The 13,415-nt window shown below is 69.6% G+C and carries 16 protein-coding genes; 8 read left to right on the top strand and 8 right to left on the bottom strand.

What is annotated here, in order from left to right:
• Nucleotides 1-44: 44 nt before the first annotated feature.
• Together AB0280_RS06830 and AB0280_RS06825 are read right to left on the bottom strand one after the other, a co-directional pair.
• Complete coding sequence (locus tag AB0280_RS06830; RefSeq protein ID WP_224026915.1) at nt 45-461, bottom strand: DUF302 domain-containing protein; 417 nt, start codon at nt 459-461, stop codon at nt 45-47.
• Between the two features lie 72 nt (nt 462-533).
• A complete protein-coding gene (locus AB0280_RS06825; RefSeq protein ID WP_043452296.1) occupies nt 534-791 on the bottom strand; it encodes a metal-sensitive transcriptional regulator in 258 nt (85 codons plus the stop codon).
• Between the two features lie 125 nt (nt 792-916).
• Between AB0280_RS06825 and AB0280_RS06820 the strand changes: the two genes are divergently transcribed.
• The 8 genes from AB0280_RS06820 to AB0280_RS06785 all read left to right on the top strand — a co-directional run bounded on the left by AB0280_RS06820 (nt 917) and on the right by AB0280_RS06785 (nt 6,795).
• Nucleotides 917-1,534, top strand: coding sequence for a rhodanese-like domain-containing protein (locus tag AB0280_RS06820; protein WP_224026916.1), 618 nt, complete (start codon nt 917-919; stop codon nt 1,532-1,534).
• A complete protein-coding gene (locus tag AB0280_RS06815) occupies nt 1,531-2,289 on the top strand; it encodes a sulfite exporter TauE/SafE family protein (RefSeq protein WP_307489017.1) in 759 nt (252 codons plus the stop codon). The genes AB0280_RS06820 and AB0280_RS06815 overlap by 4 nt, the downstream gene beginning before the upstream one ends.
• A gap of 22 nt (nt 2,290-2,311) precedes the next feature.
• Entirely contained in the window at nt 2,312-2,653 is a 342-nt protein-coding gene (locus AB0280_RS06810; RefSeq protein ID WP_307489019.1) for a rhodanese-like domain-containing protein, read from the top strand.
• A 48-nt stretch (nt 2,654-2,701) separates the two neighbouring features.
• Nucleotides 2,702-2,998 carry a rhodanese-like domain-containing protein gene (locus tag AB0280_RS06805; RefSeq protein ID WP_142117518.1) on the top strand — a complete coding sequence of 99 codons (297 nt, stop codon included), beginning with the start codon at nt 2,702-2,704 and terminating at the stop codon, nt 2,996-2,998.
• Nucleotides 2,999-3,091: 93 nt separating this feature from the next.
• On the top strand, nt 3,092-3,457 hold the full coding sequence (trxA, locus tag AB0280_RS06800) for a thioredoxin (protein WP_307489021.1): 366 nt from the start codon (nt 3,092-3,094) through the stop codon (nt 3,455-3,457).
• A 4-nt stretch (nt 3,458-3,461) separates the two neighbouring features.
• The gene (locus AB0280_RS06795; RefSeq protein WP_307489023.1) at nt 3,462-3,872 is read left to right on the top strand and encodes a rhodanese-like domain-containing protein; all 411 of its coding nucleotides are present in this window, start codon (nt 3,462-3,464) and stop codon (nt 3,870-3,872) included.
• Nucleotides 3,873-3,963: 91 nt separating this feature from the next.
• Complete coding sequence (locus AB0280_RS06790; protein WP_366366543.1) at nt 3,964-5,364, top strand: MBL fold metallo-hydrolase; 1,401 nt, start codon at nt 3,964-3,966, stop codon at nt 5,362-5,364.
• Nucleotides 5,365-5,523: 159 nt separating this feature from the next.
• Entirely contained in the window at nt 5,524-6,795 is a 1,272-nt protein-coding gene (locus AB0280_RS06785; protein WP_307489027.1) for an MFS transporter, read from the top strand.
• A 6-nt stretch (nt 6,796-6,801) separates the two neighbouring features.
• Here the strand turns inward: AB0280_RS06785 and AB0280_RS06780 are convergent, their stop codons facing one another.
• From AB0280_RS06780 to acsA, 6 genes are read right to left on the bottom strand one after another with little or no spacing between them, the layout of a single operon-like run.
• Nucleotides 6,802-7,767 (bottom strand): alpha/beta fold hydrolase, encoded by a 966-nt coding sequence (locus tag AB0280_RS06780; RefSeq protein WP_307489029.1) that lies wholly within the window; start codon nt 7,765-7,767, stop codon nt 6,802-6,804.
• A complete protein-coding gene (locus AB0280_RS06775) occupies nt 7,764-8,006 on the bottom strand; it encodes an acyl carrier protein (protein WP_307489031.1) in 243 nt (80 codons plus the stop codon). Before AB0280_RS06775 ends, AB0280_RS06780 begins: the two co-directional genes overlap by 4 nt.
• Before the next feature lie 42 nt (nt 8,007-8,048).
• Nucleotides 8,049-9,515 (bottom strand): 2-oxo acid dehydrogenase subunit E2, encoded by a 1,467-nt coding sequence (locus AB0280_RS06770; protein WP_307489033.1) that lies wholly within the window; start codon nt 9,513-9,515, stop codon nt 8,049-8,051.
• The gene (locus AB0280_RS06765) at nt 9,508-10,488 is read right to left on the bottom strand and encodes an alpha-ketoacid dehydrogenase subunit beta (RefSeq protein ID WP_307489035.1); all 981 of its coding nucleotides are present in this window, start codon (nt 10,486-10,488) and stop codon (nt 9,508-9,510) included. Before AB0280_RS06765 ends, AB0280_RS06770 begins: the two co-directional genes overlap by 8 nt.
• Nucleotides 10,485-11,546: a pyruvate dehydrogenase (acetyl-transferring) E1 component subunit alpha gene (gene pdhA / locus AB0280_RS06760; protein ID WP_366366541.1), complete on the bottom strand. Its 1,062-nt coding sequence runs from the start codon at nt 11,544-11,546 to the stop codon at nt 10,485-10,487. The genes AB0280_RS06765 and pdhA overlap by 4 nt, the downstream gene beginning before the upstream one ends.
• Nucleotides 11,543-13,378 carry an acetate--CoA ligase gene (gene acsA / locus AB0280_RS06755; protein WP_307489039.1) on the bottom strand — a complete coding sequence of 612 codons (1,836 nt, stop codon included), beginning with the start codon at nt 13,376-13,378 and terminating at the stop codon, nt 11,543-11,545. The genes pdhA and acsA overlap by 4 nt, the downstream gene beginning before the upstream one ends.
• Nucleotides 13,379-13,415 lie beyond the last annotated feature (37 nt).

Raw genomic sequence — 13,415 nt, 5'->3', positions numbered from 1 at the left:
CCGGCCAGGCCTGTCAGCAGTAGACCACACGGGGGCTGCGGGGACTAGCCTTCCGTCTGGCCCAGGCTGGCGAGGGCCTTGCGCAGGCGAGTGCCGGCGTCGTCCGCCACTTCCTTCACGGAAGGGGCGCTGCTGAGCTGCACCATGGTCTGCGGATCGATGGCTTCCACCGTGGTGGAGTCCGCGGAGCTGTTCCGGCGCACCACCACGTTGCAGGGCAGCAAGGCACCCATCTCGGGTTCGGCAGCCAGGGCGCGGCTGGCGAGGGCGGGGTTGCAGGCACCGAGGATGACGTAATCCCCGACGGCGTCCGCGGCCTCGGCGCCGAGCTTGGCTTCGAAGGTGGACCGGACGTTGATTTCGGTCAGGATCCCGAACCCCTGCGCGGCGAGGGCTTCGCGGGTGCGCTCCAGCGCCTCCGCCCAGGGAAGGGAAACAGTGGTGGCCAGGGTGTAGGTCATGATGCTCCTTGAAGTTGCCGGGCGGTGCGGGTTTAGGGGGCGCTGGGGCTCAGGCGCGCTGCGGGCCGCCGGTCAGGCGAGGGAGAGGAAAAGCTTCTCCAGGTCCTTCCGGTCCATGGTTTCGTCCTTCTGGACGATGCACTGCTCCAGCCCGGTGGCGATGATGGCGAAGCCCGCCCGGTCAAGGGCCTTGGACACGGCGGCCAGCTGGGTGACGACGTCCTTGCAGTCCCGGCCCTCCTCAAGCATGCGGGTCACAGCGGCGAGCTGGCCCTGTGCGCGCTTGAGGCGGTTGATCACAGGCGTGAGTTCGGTTGGGTTCAGTTCCATAAAGGGGTCTCCATCGATGGTGGGCTTGCCGTCAACTATATACCCCCATGGGTGTTTTGACTACCCCCGGGGGTATCTGTAATACTCGGTGGGGTATCCACCCGACCCCTTCCGAGAGGCCACCCATGACATCCCCTTCCAAAGCAACAGCCGTTACCGCACTCGCCCCCGAGGCCCTCCAGTCCTGGATCAAAGAGCACCAGGATCTTGTGGTGATCGACGTTCGCTCCGCCGCTGAATTCGAAACCATGCACATCCGCGGCTCCTACAACGTGCCGCTTCCGCTGCTCTCCGAGCACACCGACGAGCTCGCCGCCCGCCTGGGCTCCCGCGTTGTCCTGGTCTGCCAGTCCGGCGTCCGCGCCGAACAGGCCCGCCAGCGCATGGCCGCTGTTGGCCTCAACACCGCCTACGTGCTCACCGGCGGGGTTCCCGGCTTCGCCGCCGCCGGCGGCGACGTGGTCAAGGGCAAGGACCGCTGGGACCTGGAACGCCAGGTCCGCCTGGCCGCAGGCTCCCTGGTGATGCTGGGCCTGGCCGGGGGCAAGTTCGTCTCCCCCAAGGTCCGCATGCTGGCTGGCGCCATCGGCACCGGGCTGACGTTCTCGGCCGCGACCAACACCTGCGCCATGGGCAAGGCCCTGTCTGCCATGCCGTGGAACAAGGCCGCCAAGGAACCCACCCGCGAAAGCGCCATCCTGCAGCTCCCCGTGCAGCCGGCTGAAGAGGGCGCGGCAGCATGATCCCGGCCCTGGGTCTGGGGCTCGTCGTCGGCGTCGTACTGGGCGTAGTGGGCGGCGGCGGGTCCATCATCGCTGTTCCCGCCCTGGTGTACGGCGTGGGCATGAGCCCCGCCCAGGCCATTCCCACCTCGCTGCTGGTGGTGGGAATCTCCTCGCTGGCAGCACTGCTCCCCAGGTTGCGGGAAGGCCTGAACTGGCCCGTGATCGCCCTGGTGGGGGGTGCCGGCATCCCGGCAGCCTGGGCCGGTGCGGCCGTGGGCAAGCTGCTGGACCCGAACATCCTGATGCTGGCCTTCGCCGGGATCATGGTGGCCGCGGGCATCCGGATGCTCAGCAAGCCCCGCGAAACCGAGGGCTCCTGCAGCGTTGGACCACACCGGGCCTTCCGGTCCTGCGCCCCGAAAGCCGTGGGAGTGGGCCTGCTGGTCGGGTTCCTCACCGGATTGCTCGGCGTGGGCGGCGGCTTCCTCATCACCCCCGCGCTCACCATCTTCCTGGGCCTGCGCATGAAGCAGGCCGTGGGAACGTCCCTGGCCATCATCGTCGTCAACTCGGCCGCCGGGTTCAGCGCCCACGCCGCCGGCTACACCATCGACTGGGCCACCACCCTGGCGTTCGCCATCCCGGCGATCGTGGGATCTGTGGTTGCCGCCCGGTTTGCGCGCCGGCTGCACGACAAACACATCCGCATCTCGTTCGCGGTACTCATCTTCGCCGTCGCGGCGTGGGTCACCGCCGGCACGGTCACCGCCTGACCCATCCATAGAGGAGAACACCATGGGACTGATTGATTCCCTCAAGAAGGCCTTCAGCAAGCCCTACAAGACGATTTCGGTGGCCCAGGCCAAGGAACTCCTGGGTTCCGGGGCCACGCTCATCGACGTCAGGTCGGCCCAGGAATGGCGGACCGGCCGGGCGCCGCAGGCCAAGCATGTTCCCCTGGACCGGCTGCAGACCAGCACCGCAGGCATCCAGAAAACCCGTCCGGTGATTGCCGTCTGCGCCTCCGGCGTCCGCTCCGCTTCGGCAGCCAGGCTGCTGGCCGCCAAGGGGTACGACGCGTACTCGTTGCGCGGCGGCATGGCCGCCTGGCGCCAGGCCGGCGAACCCGTCCGCTAGCAACACCCCACCAACTCCAGCCACACACCACTTCGAAGGAGAACCATCATGGCTGAAATCACCATCACCGAAGCCGAACAGCGCCGCTCCACCGCCCGGATCCTCGACGTCCGCGAGGACTTCGAAGTCGCCGAGGGCATGATCCCCGGCGCACTGCATATCCCCATGGGCCAGCTGCAGGCCCGCCTGGGCGAGCTTGACCCGGCCGTGCCCGTGATCGCCGTCTGCCGCAGCGGCAACCGCAGCGCCGCCGTCGCCGATGCCCTCAACGGCGTTGGCTACAAGGCGGACACCATGGCCGGCGGCATGACCGCCTGGACCCGCGCCGGGCTCCCCACCACCTAGGCCCTGTCCCGCGGCCCAGCGCAACCAACAAACACAGCGCAACCAACAAACACAGCGCAACCACAAACTTCGCCCGAAAGGACACGACAGATCATGGCAGCAACCATCGACATCACCCAGCAATCTTTCGCCCAGACCCTGGAGGACAACGGCATCGTCTTCGTTGACTTCTGGGCAGCCTGGTGCGGTCCCTGCCGCATGTTCGCCCCCACCTACGGAGCCGCCGCCGAACGCCACCCGGACATCACCTTCGCCAAGGTGGACACCGAGGCCGAACAGGCGCTCGCCGCCGCAGCGAACATCACATCCATCCCCACCCTGATGGCTTTCAAGGACAAGACCCTGGTCTTCTCCCAGCCCGGCGCCCTCAACGCCGCGGGCCTGGAGGAAGTCATCCAGGCCGTGAAGAACCTGGACATGGACACGCTCCGCGCCGAAGCCGGACACCAGCACGCCTGAGGCCATGACGGACCAGCGGGCGTTCCGTACGGTCACGGCGGATGAACTCGCCCTGGCATGGCCCCGCGTCACGCTGGTGGACGTCCGCAGCCGGGAGGAGCACGCCACCGCACACGTCCCGGGGAGCCTGAACATTCCCTTGGATGAATTGGCCTCCCGGCTCACGAACCTGCCCAATACGACCCTCTACCTGATGTGCGGCTCCGGAAAGCGCAGCAGCCAGGCCGCGCGGATCCTCACCGACCGCGGACACACCGCGGTCAACGTGGCTGGCGGGATCACCGAGTGGTACCGGGCAGGGCATCCCGTCAGCTACAGCCAAACTCCGGCAGACCAGCCGGCACCATCAAAAAACCCCGCAGCACCAGGCCTCCGGCGCCTGCTGCGACGGCTCTTCCGCAGGACATCCGCATAGGCCGCAGCGCCCTTGCAGGATACCCCCGGGGGTATCTATACTGAATGCAGAACAACCTCCCAATCCCCTTTCAACTGAAGGAGAGCACCAGATGCTTATCGAGCGCATTTACGACGAAGACCTCGCACAAGCCAGCTACGTCATCGGCTGCCAGGCCAAGGGCGAAGCCATCGTGGTGGACGGACGCCGCGACATCGCCGTGTACCAGGAGCTCGCCGCCAAGAACGGCATGAAGATCGTGGCCGTCACCGAGACCCACATCCACGCCGACTACCTCTCCGGCACCCGCGAACTGGCCGCCGCCACCGGCGCCAAGATCTACGTTTCCGGCGAGGGCGGACCCGACTGGCAGTACCAGTTCGAGGGCGAGCGGCTCTACGACGGCGACACCATCACCCTGGGCAACATCAACATCAAGGCAGTCCACACCCCCGGGCACACCCCGGAGCACCTGTCCTTCCTGGTGACCGACGGCGCGTTCAGCGACAAGCCCGGCTACCTGCTCTCCGGAGACTTCGTGTTCTCCGGCGACCTGGGCCGGCCGGACCTGCTGGACGAGGCAGCCGGCGGCGTGGACACCCGCTTCGAGGGCGCCAAGCAGCTCTTCGCCAGCCTCCGCGACAAGTTCCTCACTCTCCCGGACTACGTCCAGGTCCACCCCGCCCACGGCGCCGGCAGCGCCTGCGGCAAGGCCCTGGGTGCCATCCCGTCCTCCACGGTGGGCTACGAACGCCTCTACGCCTGGTGGGGCCCCTACCTGGCCGCCAACGACGAGCAGGGCTTCATCGACGAGCTCCTCGACGGCCAGCCCGACGCCCACGCCTACTTCGGCCGCATGAAGCGCGAAAACCGTGAAGGCCCGGCCGTCATGGGCGAGCGTGCCCCGCTGCAGGAGCTGGACACCGCCGTCGTGGCCCAGGGCCTGGCAGATGACACCCTGACGTTCATCGACACCCGCTCCAACGGCGAAGTCCACCAGGGCACCGTGGCCCGGTCCCTGAACGTGCCGGCCGGCAAGTCAGTGGCCAGCTACGGCGCCTGGGTGGTCAACCCGGAAACGGACACGAACCCGCTGGTGCTCCTGGCCAAGGACCAGGAGCAGGCCCAGGACATGTGGGACCACCTGGTCCGCGTGGGCATCGACAACGTGGCCGGCTACCTGACCGGCATCGAGGGGCTGCCCACCTTCACCCCCAAGCTAATCCAGCCTGAGGAACTCGACGGTTTCGACGCCGCCATGGTCCTGGACGTCCGCAACAAGACCGAGCACAAGGCCGGGCACGTCCCGGGCTCGTACCAGCTCAGCGGCGGCCGCGTCATGTGGCACCTCGACGAGCTGCCCATCGGTGGAACCATCGTGTCCTACTGCCAGTCCGGCGTCCGGAACTCCGTAGCCGCCAGCGCCCTGCGCCGCGCCGGGTACGACGTCGTCGAACTGGACGGCAGCTACGCCGCCTGGAACGCCTGGCAGAACAGCGTCCCCGCCGTCTGACCAGGACACCCCACAGACCGCCCGGGCAGGACCCCCCTCCTGCCCGGGCCCTGGTCCGGTGCGTCCCCAGCGCCTCCGGACCCGGCCCGGGCGTGTCCCCCGCACGCCCGGGCCACTTCCTTGTCCCCACCAATGTCCCCGCCACGAATGGAGCAGCCAATGCAGGGCAGAACACTTCCCACAGCCGGTTCGGCCGGCCCCATGCTGGGCCTGCGGCAGAACCTGGCGCAGTTCATGCTGCTGGTTTCCGTCAATGCCCTGGTGGGCGGGACCCTGGGCCAGGAACGCACCGTCCTGCCCCTCCTGGCCTCCCAGGAGTTCCACCTGGACCTCTACACAGGGGCGCTGACGTACATTCTGGCCTTCGGCCTGTCCAAGGCCGGGATGAACTATTTCGCCGGCACCCTCTCCGACAAGTACGGCCGCAAACCGGTCCTCATCGCCGGCTGGCTGGCAGCGGTTCCCGTACCGCTCATGCTCATCTTCGGCCCGTCCTGGGGCTGGATCGTGGCCGCCAACGTCCTGCTGGGCATCAGCCAGGGGCTGACCTGGTCCACCGCCGTCATCATGAAAATGGACCTGGTGGGCCCCAGGCAGCGGGGGCTGGCCATGGGCTTCAACGAGGCCGCGGGCTACCTTGGCGTGGCCGCCACCGCGCTGGCCACCGGCTACCTGGCCACCTCCTTCGGACTCCGCCCCGCCCCGTTCCTGCTCGGTGCGGCCTATATCGCCCTCGGCCTGGGACTGACCGTCCTGGCCGTCAGGGAAACCCACCAGCACGCCAAAACCGAGGCCATCCAGCATGCCGGCACCTCCAGCCGCGCCCATGCCGGCCTCACCACCGGCCAGGTGTTCACCCTCACCAGTTTCAAGGACCGCTCCCTCTCGGCAGCCAGCCAGGCGGGGCTGGTGAACAACCTCAACGACGGCCTGGCATGGGGCCTCTTTCCCGTCCTGTTCGCCGGCGCCGGGCTCAGCCTTGGCCAGATCGGCATCATGGCCGCCGCCTACCCCGCTGCCTGGGGTGCCGCCCAGCTGGTCACCGGTGCCGCCTCCGACCGGTGGGGCCGCAAATGGTTCATCACGGCCGGCATGCTGGTCCAGGCCGTGGCGCTGGGCATCACCGCAACCGCCCACAGCTTCGGGCCCTGGCTCGCCGCCGCCGTCGTGCTGGGCCTCGGCACCGCCCTGGTCTATCCCACCCTGCTGGCCGCCATCGGCGACGTCGCGCACCCGGCCTGGCGGGCGCGCTCCGTGGGGGTGTACCGGTTGTGGCGCGACGGCGGATTCGCCGTGGGTGCCCTGCTCTCCGGTGTCCTCGCCGACCTTTACGGCATCCCCGCCGCCGTTGCCGCCGTCGCGGTCCTCACCGCAGCTTCCGGCGCCGTGGTGGCCATCCGGATGCGCGGCAACGACCACGCGGCGGGATAGCGCACGTCAGCCGGCCGGGGCAATGAACTGCCGGATCTCCGCCGCCATCCGGGTGGACTGCGTCCAGTGCAGGTAGTGGCCGCCTTCAAGGGGCAGGACCCGGTGCCGGGTGACGTTCCTGAGGAGGTCCTCCGCGGCGGCGACCTTCGTGGCTGCCCGGCCGTCCTTTTCGTCCGCGATGAACGCCAGGACGGGCAGGTCGGCGGGATAGGTGACTCCGCGGAGGGCTGCCGCGTTGTTGCCGATGCGGGCTGTTTCATCGGCCACCGCGGCATTGCCCACGTTCCACAGCATCATGGTGCGCATCCGCTTCAGCTCTTCCTCCGAATAGGCGTTTCCGTCCGGATCGAACAGACCCGGTGCCACCGCGGCTACGTCGCGGACCAGCCCGGTGGCAGCCACCACCTTGACCCAGTTGATGCCGGGCTGCGCCTCCTCCACCGGGTGGTCGCCCGGCTTGGGAATGGTGGCGTCGATGCCCACCACCGCTGAAACCTCCGGGCGGTACCGGTTGGCGTAGTCCAGCAGGTAGAACCCGGCGATGGAGTGGCCGGCCAGGATGTAGGGCTGCCGGACCTGGAGCTTTGACAGGACCTCATGGAGCTCGTTGCTGATGTGCTCGTTGGTGCGGGCGCTGGCTTCCATGTCGCTGTAGCCATAGCCGAACCCTTCCACCACCATCACGTCGAAGCCGCTGAGTTCGCGGATCAGCGGGGCGAAGTCCAGGCCGGGTGCGGCGGTGCCCAGTCCGCTGAGCAGGATGATCGGCGGCCCCTGGTTCGAGTTTCCGTTGCGGACCACGTTCAGCGATCCCCCGGTCACCGCGATCCGCTCCCCGTAGGCGGGGGTGGTGGCCTTCTCGTGCGCCTCCAGGGCTGCGTTGGCCACCGCCGAGGCCAGGACCAGCCCCAGGACAACCAGCGCCGCGATCCCCAGCCGGCGGAGCCAGCGCCGCTTCCGCTGCGGTGTCATCCGTGCCGGGCGACGTAGGTGGCCAGCCCGTCCACGGTGGCCACGGCCGGGTAGTCCGCCTCAGGGATGTCCACCCCCGTGGATTCCGCGATGACTTCCACCAGGCGGAGGAAGTCCAGGGAGTCCAGTTCCAGGTCCTGGCGCAGGCGGGCGCCGCCGTCCAGGTCGCCAGGCTCGACGTCGGGCGCTACTTTTCCGAGCGCTGCCTCCACTGCCTGGCGCGCGTCCTGTTCGTTCACGGCTCCTCCTTGAGTACGGGTCCAACAGTCAGGGTCCAACAGTCACAGGTCGCCGGGCTTTTGCAGCAGTTCGTCGATGCGGGCCAGGAACCGGCCGCCGCGCAGCCCGTCGCTCACCCGGTGGTCCGCGGACAGCGTGGCGATGGCGGCGTTCCGGATGCCCAGCATCCCGTTGTGAGCCCAGGGCTGCTCCAGGACCTTGCCGAAGCCCACCATGGCCACCTGCGGCGGGTAGATCACCCCGTACACGCTTTCGACGCCGAGATCGCCCAGGTTGGTCACCGTGAGGGTGGGGTCGGCCATCTCCGCGCGCTGCAGCCGGCCCGCCCGGGCCCGGCCCACCAGGTCGCGCAGCTGGTCCATGAGTTCGTCGAGCGTCAGGGTGTCGGCGTCGTGCAGGGCCGGGGCCACCAGTCCGCCGTGCCGCAACGCCACCGCCACGCCCAGGTGCACCGCGCCGCTGGGCTGGAAGGCGCCCTTGGTGAAGAACCCGTTCATGTCCGGCACCTCCTTGGCCGCGAGCGCGGTGGCCTTCAGCAGCAGGGCGGACGGCACCAGCCGGGAGGAGACCGGCCGCTGCTGGTTGGCGCTCTGCATCCACGCCATCGCGGCCGCCAGGTCCAGGGTGGTGGACACGTAGTAGTGCGGGATCTCCTTCTTGGACCGGGACATCAGCGCGCCGATTGCCTGCCGCAGGGTTTCCGCTTTGCTGCCGGTGTCCTTCCGGCCGCGCCGTCGCGCTTCCTCCGCGGCTTTGTGCGGCGGTTCGGCAACTGGAGCTTCCGACGGCGGTGCTTCCGCCGGTTCCTCCGCCGCACCTTCGCTGGGTGGCCGCCCGCCGGGAATTTCCTCCTTGGGCGCCCGCTCCCGGGGAGGCACCGCGGCGAGCACGTCCTCCTCCGTCACGGCACCACCGGGACCGGTGCCCGCGATGGCCTGCAGGTCGACGCCCAGCTCCGCGGCCAGGCGGCGGGCCAGCGGCGAGGACCGCACCCGGTGGGCTGCGCCTTCTGCCGGCACGTGCGCAGCCGCCGCCGGAGCAGCCCCCGCGGCGGCGCCGGGCGCAGCGAAGGCGCCTGGCGCAGCGGAGGTGCCGGGCGCAGCGGCGGCGCGTTCGACGTCGGCCCGGGTCACCTCGCCGCCGGGGCCGCTCCCACTGATGCGTCCGACGTCGACCCCCAGCGTGTGCGCCAGGTGCCGCACCGGGGGCGGGGCCTTGGTTCCCGGCTCCGGTTCCGGTGGCGGGAATTTCGCCGCCGGCGGGACCTCTGCCGGGGTGGCGGTGATCCTGGCGATGGGGGTGCCCACGTCCACGGTGTCGCCGATGTCCACCAGGAACTCGGCCACCACGCCTTCCTGGAACGACTCGATGTCCATGACGGTCTTGTCCGTGTCCACGGCCGCCACGAGGTCGCCCTTGTGGACGTAGTCCCCGGGCTTAACCAGCCACTCCACCACTTTGCCGTGCTCCATGTCCGCGCCCAGGGACGGCATCCGGAACTCATCCACCGGCGCCCACGGCCCTTCGTGCGGCGGCCATGACCCGTTCCACCGACGGCAGCGCCGCCTGCTCCAGGTGCTTGGCGTAGGGGACGGGGACCTCCAGGCTGCACACCCGCTCCACAGGGGCGTCCAGGTCGAAAAAGGCCTGTTCACAGATCCGGGCCGCGATCTCGGCGGAGATGCTGCCGCTGCGCCAGCCCTCGTCCACCACCACGGCCCCGTGCGTCCTGGCCACGCTGTCCATGATGGTGTGGGCGTCCAGCGGGCGCAGGGTGCGCAGGTCGATGACATCGGCGTCGATGCCCTCCCCGTCCAGCTGTTGCGCGGCCTCCAGCACCAGGGGCAGGGTTCCGCCGTACGTGATGAGCGTGATGGCGTCCCCTTCGCGCAGGACCGCTGCCTTGTCGATGCCCACGGCGCCGGCATCGTCGTCGAGCTCCCCCGCGACGTTGTACAGCGAGCCGTGCTCGAAGATCAGCACCGGGTCCGGATCCTGCAGCGCGGTCCACAGCATCCCGCGTGCGTCCGCCAGCGTGGCCGGGGCCAGGATGCGCAGCCCCGGAATGTGCGCGTACCAGCCTTCCAGGCTGTGGGAGTGCTGCGCCCCCAGCTGGCGGCCGGCGCCGGTGGTCATCCGGATGACGATGGGCACGTTGAACTGGCCGCCGGACATGTGCAGCAGGGTGGCGGCGTTGTTGATGATCTGGTCCAGCGCCAGCAGGCTGAAGTTGACGGTCATGATTTCGACGACGGGCCGCATCCCGCCCAGCGCCGCGCCGATCCCCGCGCCCACGAACCCGGACTCGGAGAGGGGTGTGTCGCGGATCCGGTCAGGCCCGAATTCCTCCAGCAGGCCCAGGCTCACGGCGAAGCTGCCGCCGTACCGGCCCACGTCCTCGCCCATGAGGAACACCCGTTCGTCGCGCGTCATGGCATCGCGGAGGGCCGCGCGCATGGCTTCCCGGTACGTGGTTTTCATCCTGCAGCCCCGCCTTTCCCTGCTGTCGTGTCCCGCTCCTCCGGACCCCCGCCGCCTGCGCTGCCGTCGTCCGGCCGGTCGCTGTAGACGAACCGGCTGAGCTCGGACACCGGCTCCGGGGTTCCGTTCTCGGCAAAGCCGACGGCGGTGCTGATCTCGGCGTCCACGTCCGCCTGCAGCGCGGCCCACTCTTTGTCCGGGAGCTGGCCCGCCGCCTGCATGGCGGACTGCAGCAGGCTGATGGGGTCCCGTTCCATCCACCGGGCCACCTCGGATTTCTCCCGGTACAGCTCGGGATCGAACATGGAGTGGGCGCGGAACCGGTACGTGCGCAGCTCCAGGAAGTGTGGGCCGCCGCCGGACCGCACGGCGTCCACGGCACGCCGGGAGGCCTCCTCGACGGCGAGGACGTCCATGCCGTCCACCGCCCACGCCGAGATCTCGTAGCCGGCGGCTTTGAGGGCGATGTCCGTCTGGGATTCGGAGCGGCCCAGGGCGGTGCCCATGGCGTAGAGGTTGTTCTCGCAGCAGAAGAGCACCGGCAGCTGCCACAGCGCGGCCAGGTTCATGCTTTCGTGGAATTCGCCTTCGGCCACGGCGCCTTCGCCGAAGAAGCAGACGGTCACCCGTTGGCGCCCGGCCATCCGGTCCGCGAGGGCCAGGCCGACGGCGAGTGGCAGCCCGCCGGCCACGATCGCGTTTCCGCCGTAGAAGCGGGTGGCGGCATCAAAGAGGTGCATGGAGCCGCCCCGGCCCCGGCAGCAGCCCTCCGCATGGCCGTACATTTCGGCGAGGATGGCCCCGGCGGAGACGCCGCGCAGCAGGGCGTGCCCGTGTTCGCGGTAGGTGGCCACCACGGCGTCCTCCGGTTCCAGGGCTTCCATCACCCCTGCCGCCACGGCCTCCTCGCCGGTGTAGACGTGCAGGAAGCCGCGGATCTTGGCGGCACTGTAGAGCTCGATGCATTTTTCCTCGAGCCTGCGTACCCGCAGCATTTGCCGCAGCAGGTGCACGGCGTGCTCCGCGTCCGGGATGCCCCGGCTCCTCAGCGTGGTCATGGCTGGTCCTTCAGAGGTACGGCAGCCCCTGCCGGGGATTCAAGCGTTGAGGTGTCGCCTTCCGGGAGACCGAGCTCGCGGGATTTCAGGAGCCGGCGCAGGATCTTGCCGCTGCGCGTCTTGGGCAGGGTGGTGGTGAAGTCCAGCAGCCTGGGTGCCACGGCGGCGCCCAGCCGTTTCCGCGCGAAGCCGATGATCTCCAACTGGAGCTCCTCCGTGGGCTCGTTGCCGGGTTTGAGTTCCACGAAGGCCTTGACCACCTCGCCGGCCACGGGGTCCGGGACGCCGATCACGCCGGCTTCGGCCACGGCCGGGTGTTCCATGAGGCAGCTTTCCACCTCGAAGGGGCCGATCAGGTGGCCGGAGGACTTGATGACGTCGTCGCCGCGGCCCACGAACCAGAAGTAGCCGTCGCCGTCGCGCTTTGCCAGGTCGCCGGTGAGGTACCAGCCGCCGGCAAAGCAGCGCCGGTAGCGCTCCTCCTCGTTGAGGTAGCCGCGGAACATGGACGGCCACCCGGGGCGCAGCGCCAGCTCGCCCATGGTGTCCGGCCCGGTGACCAGGACTGCCTGGCCGTCTTTGACGATGGGTTTGCCGTCGGCGTCGCGGGCCACCAGGGCCGCCTCGATGCCGGGCAGCGGCCGGCCCATGGAGCCGGGCCGGATGTCCATGGCCGGGTAGTTGGCGATCATGATCCCGCCGGTTTCGGTCTGCCACCAGTTGTCGTGCACGGGCAGGCCCAGGACGTCCTGGCCCCACACCACGGCCTCCGGGTTCAGCGGCTCCCCCACGCTGGCGATGAAGCGCAGCGCGGACAGGTCATGGCCCGCGGCGCGCCCGGCGCCTGCCTTCATGAGCATCCGCAGCGCCGTGGGCGCGGTGTACCAGACGGTGACGTGCTGCTCGGCGAGGATCCGGTACCAGCGGTCGGCGTCCAGTTCCTCCTCGTCCACGATGGCGGTGACGCCGTGCACCAGCGGGGCGATAATGCCGTAGGACGTGCCGGTCACCCAGCCCGGATCGGCGGTGCACCAGTAGATGTCGTCCGGGTGCAGGTCCAGCGCGAAGCGGCCGGTGGCGTAGTGGGCGGCGACGGCGTCGTGGACGTGGATGGCGCCCTTGGGCGTGCCGGTGGTGCCGCTGGTGAAGTGCAGCAGGGCCATGTCCTCGGGCTGGGTGTCTGCGATCTCCCCGATGGGGTCAGCCTGGGCCAGGAGTTCGGCCAGGTCCAGGGTTTCCGGTTCGGGGCTGCCGTCGGCGTCCACCAGCAGGACGTGGCGGAGGTCGGGCAGGGAGTCCCGGACCGGCGCCACCTTCCTGCGGTACAGCGCCCGGGTGGTCAGCAGTACCCGGCCGGCCCCGAGGTGCAGCCGCTGCCGGACCGGCTCGGGGCCGAAGGCTGAAAAGAGCGGGCAGAAGACGCTGCCGTTTTTGAAGGTGCCCAGCACGGCGGTGTACAGCGCGGGGCTGCGGCCCAGGAGCGAAAAGACCCGGTCGCCGCGCCCCACCCCCAGGCCCTGCAGCACCGCCGCGAACCTGCCGGACCCGTCCGCAAGGCCGCCGTAGGTCAGGGAGCGGGTGCCGCCGTCGGCCATCACGAACCGCAGCGCCTCCTTGCCGCCGCGCCCTTCCGCCACGTGCCGGTCCACGGCCTCGTAGGCGATGTTCAGGCCCCGGCCTCCGGGCAGCCCGGCCAGCGCCTGCCGTGCCTGGTCCCAGCTGAAGTCCCGCCGGGCGGCATCGTAATCCAGCAGGTTGGGCCGGACCGGGAAGGCGGCCACGTCCTTGGTGATGGCAGGCCAGCGCGTGGCACCCTCAACTCCGGCGGTCATGGTGCTCCTCTGGTCCATCATGTTCCTTTGGTTGGGG

This window comes from Pseudarthrobacter sp. 902506025 (assembly GCF_040702325.1).
Taxonomy (GTDB): Bacteria; Actinomycetota; Actinomycetes; order Actinomycetales; family Micrococcaceae; genus Arthrobacter.
The sequence above is the reverse complement of the archived record's forward strand: the minus strand, read 5'-3'. Positions and strand labels throughout refer to the sequence as shown.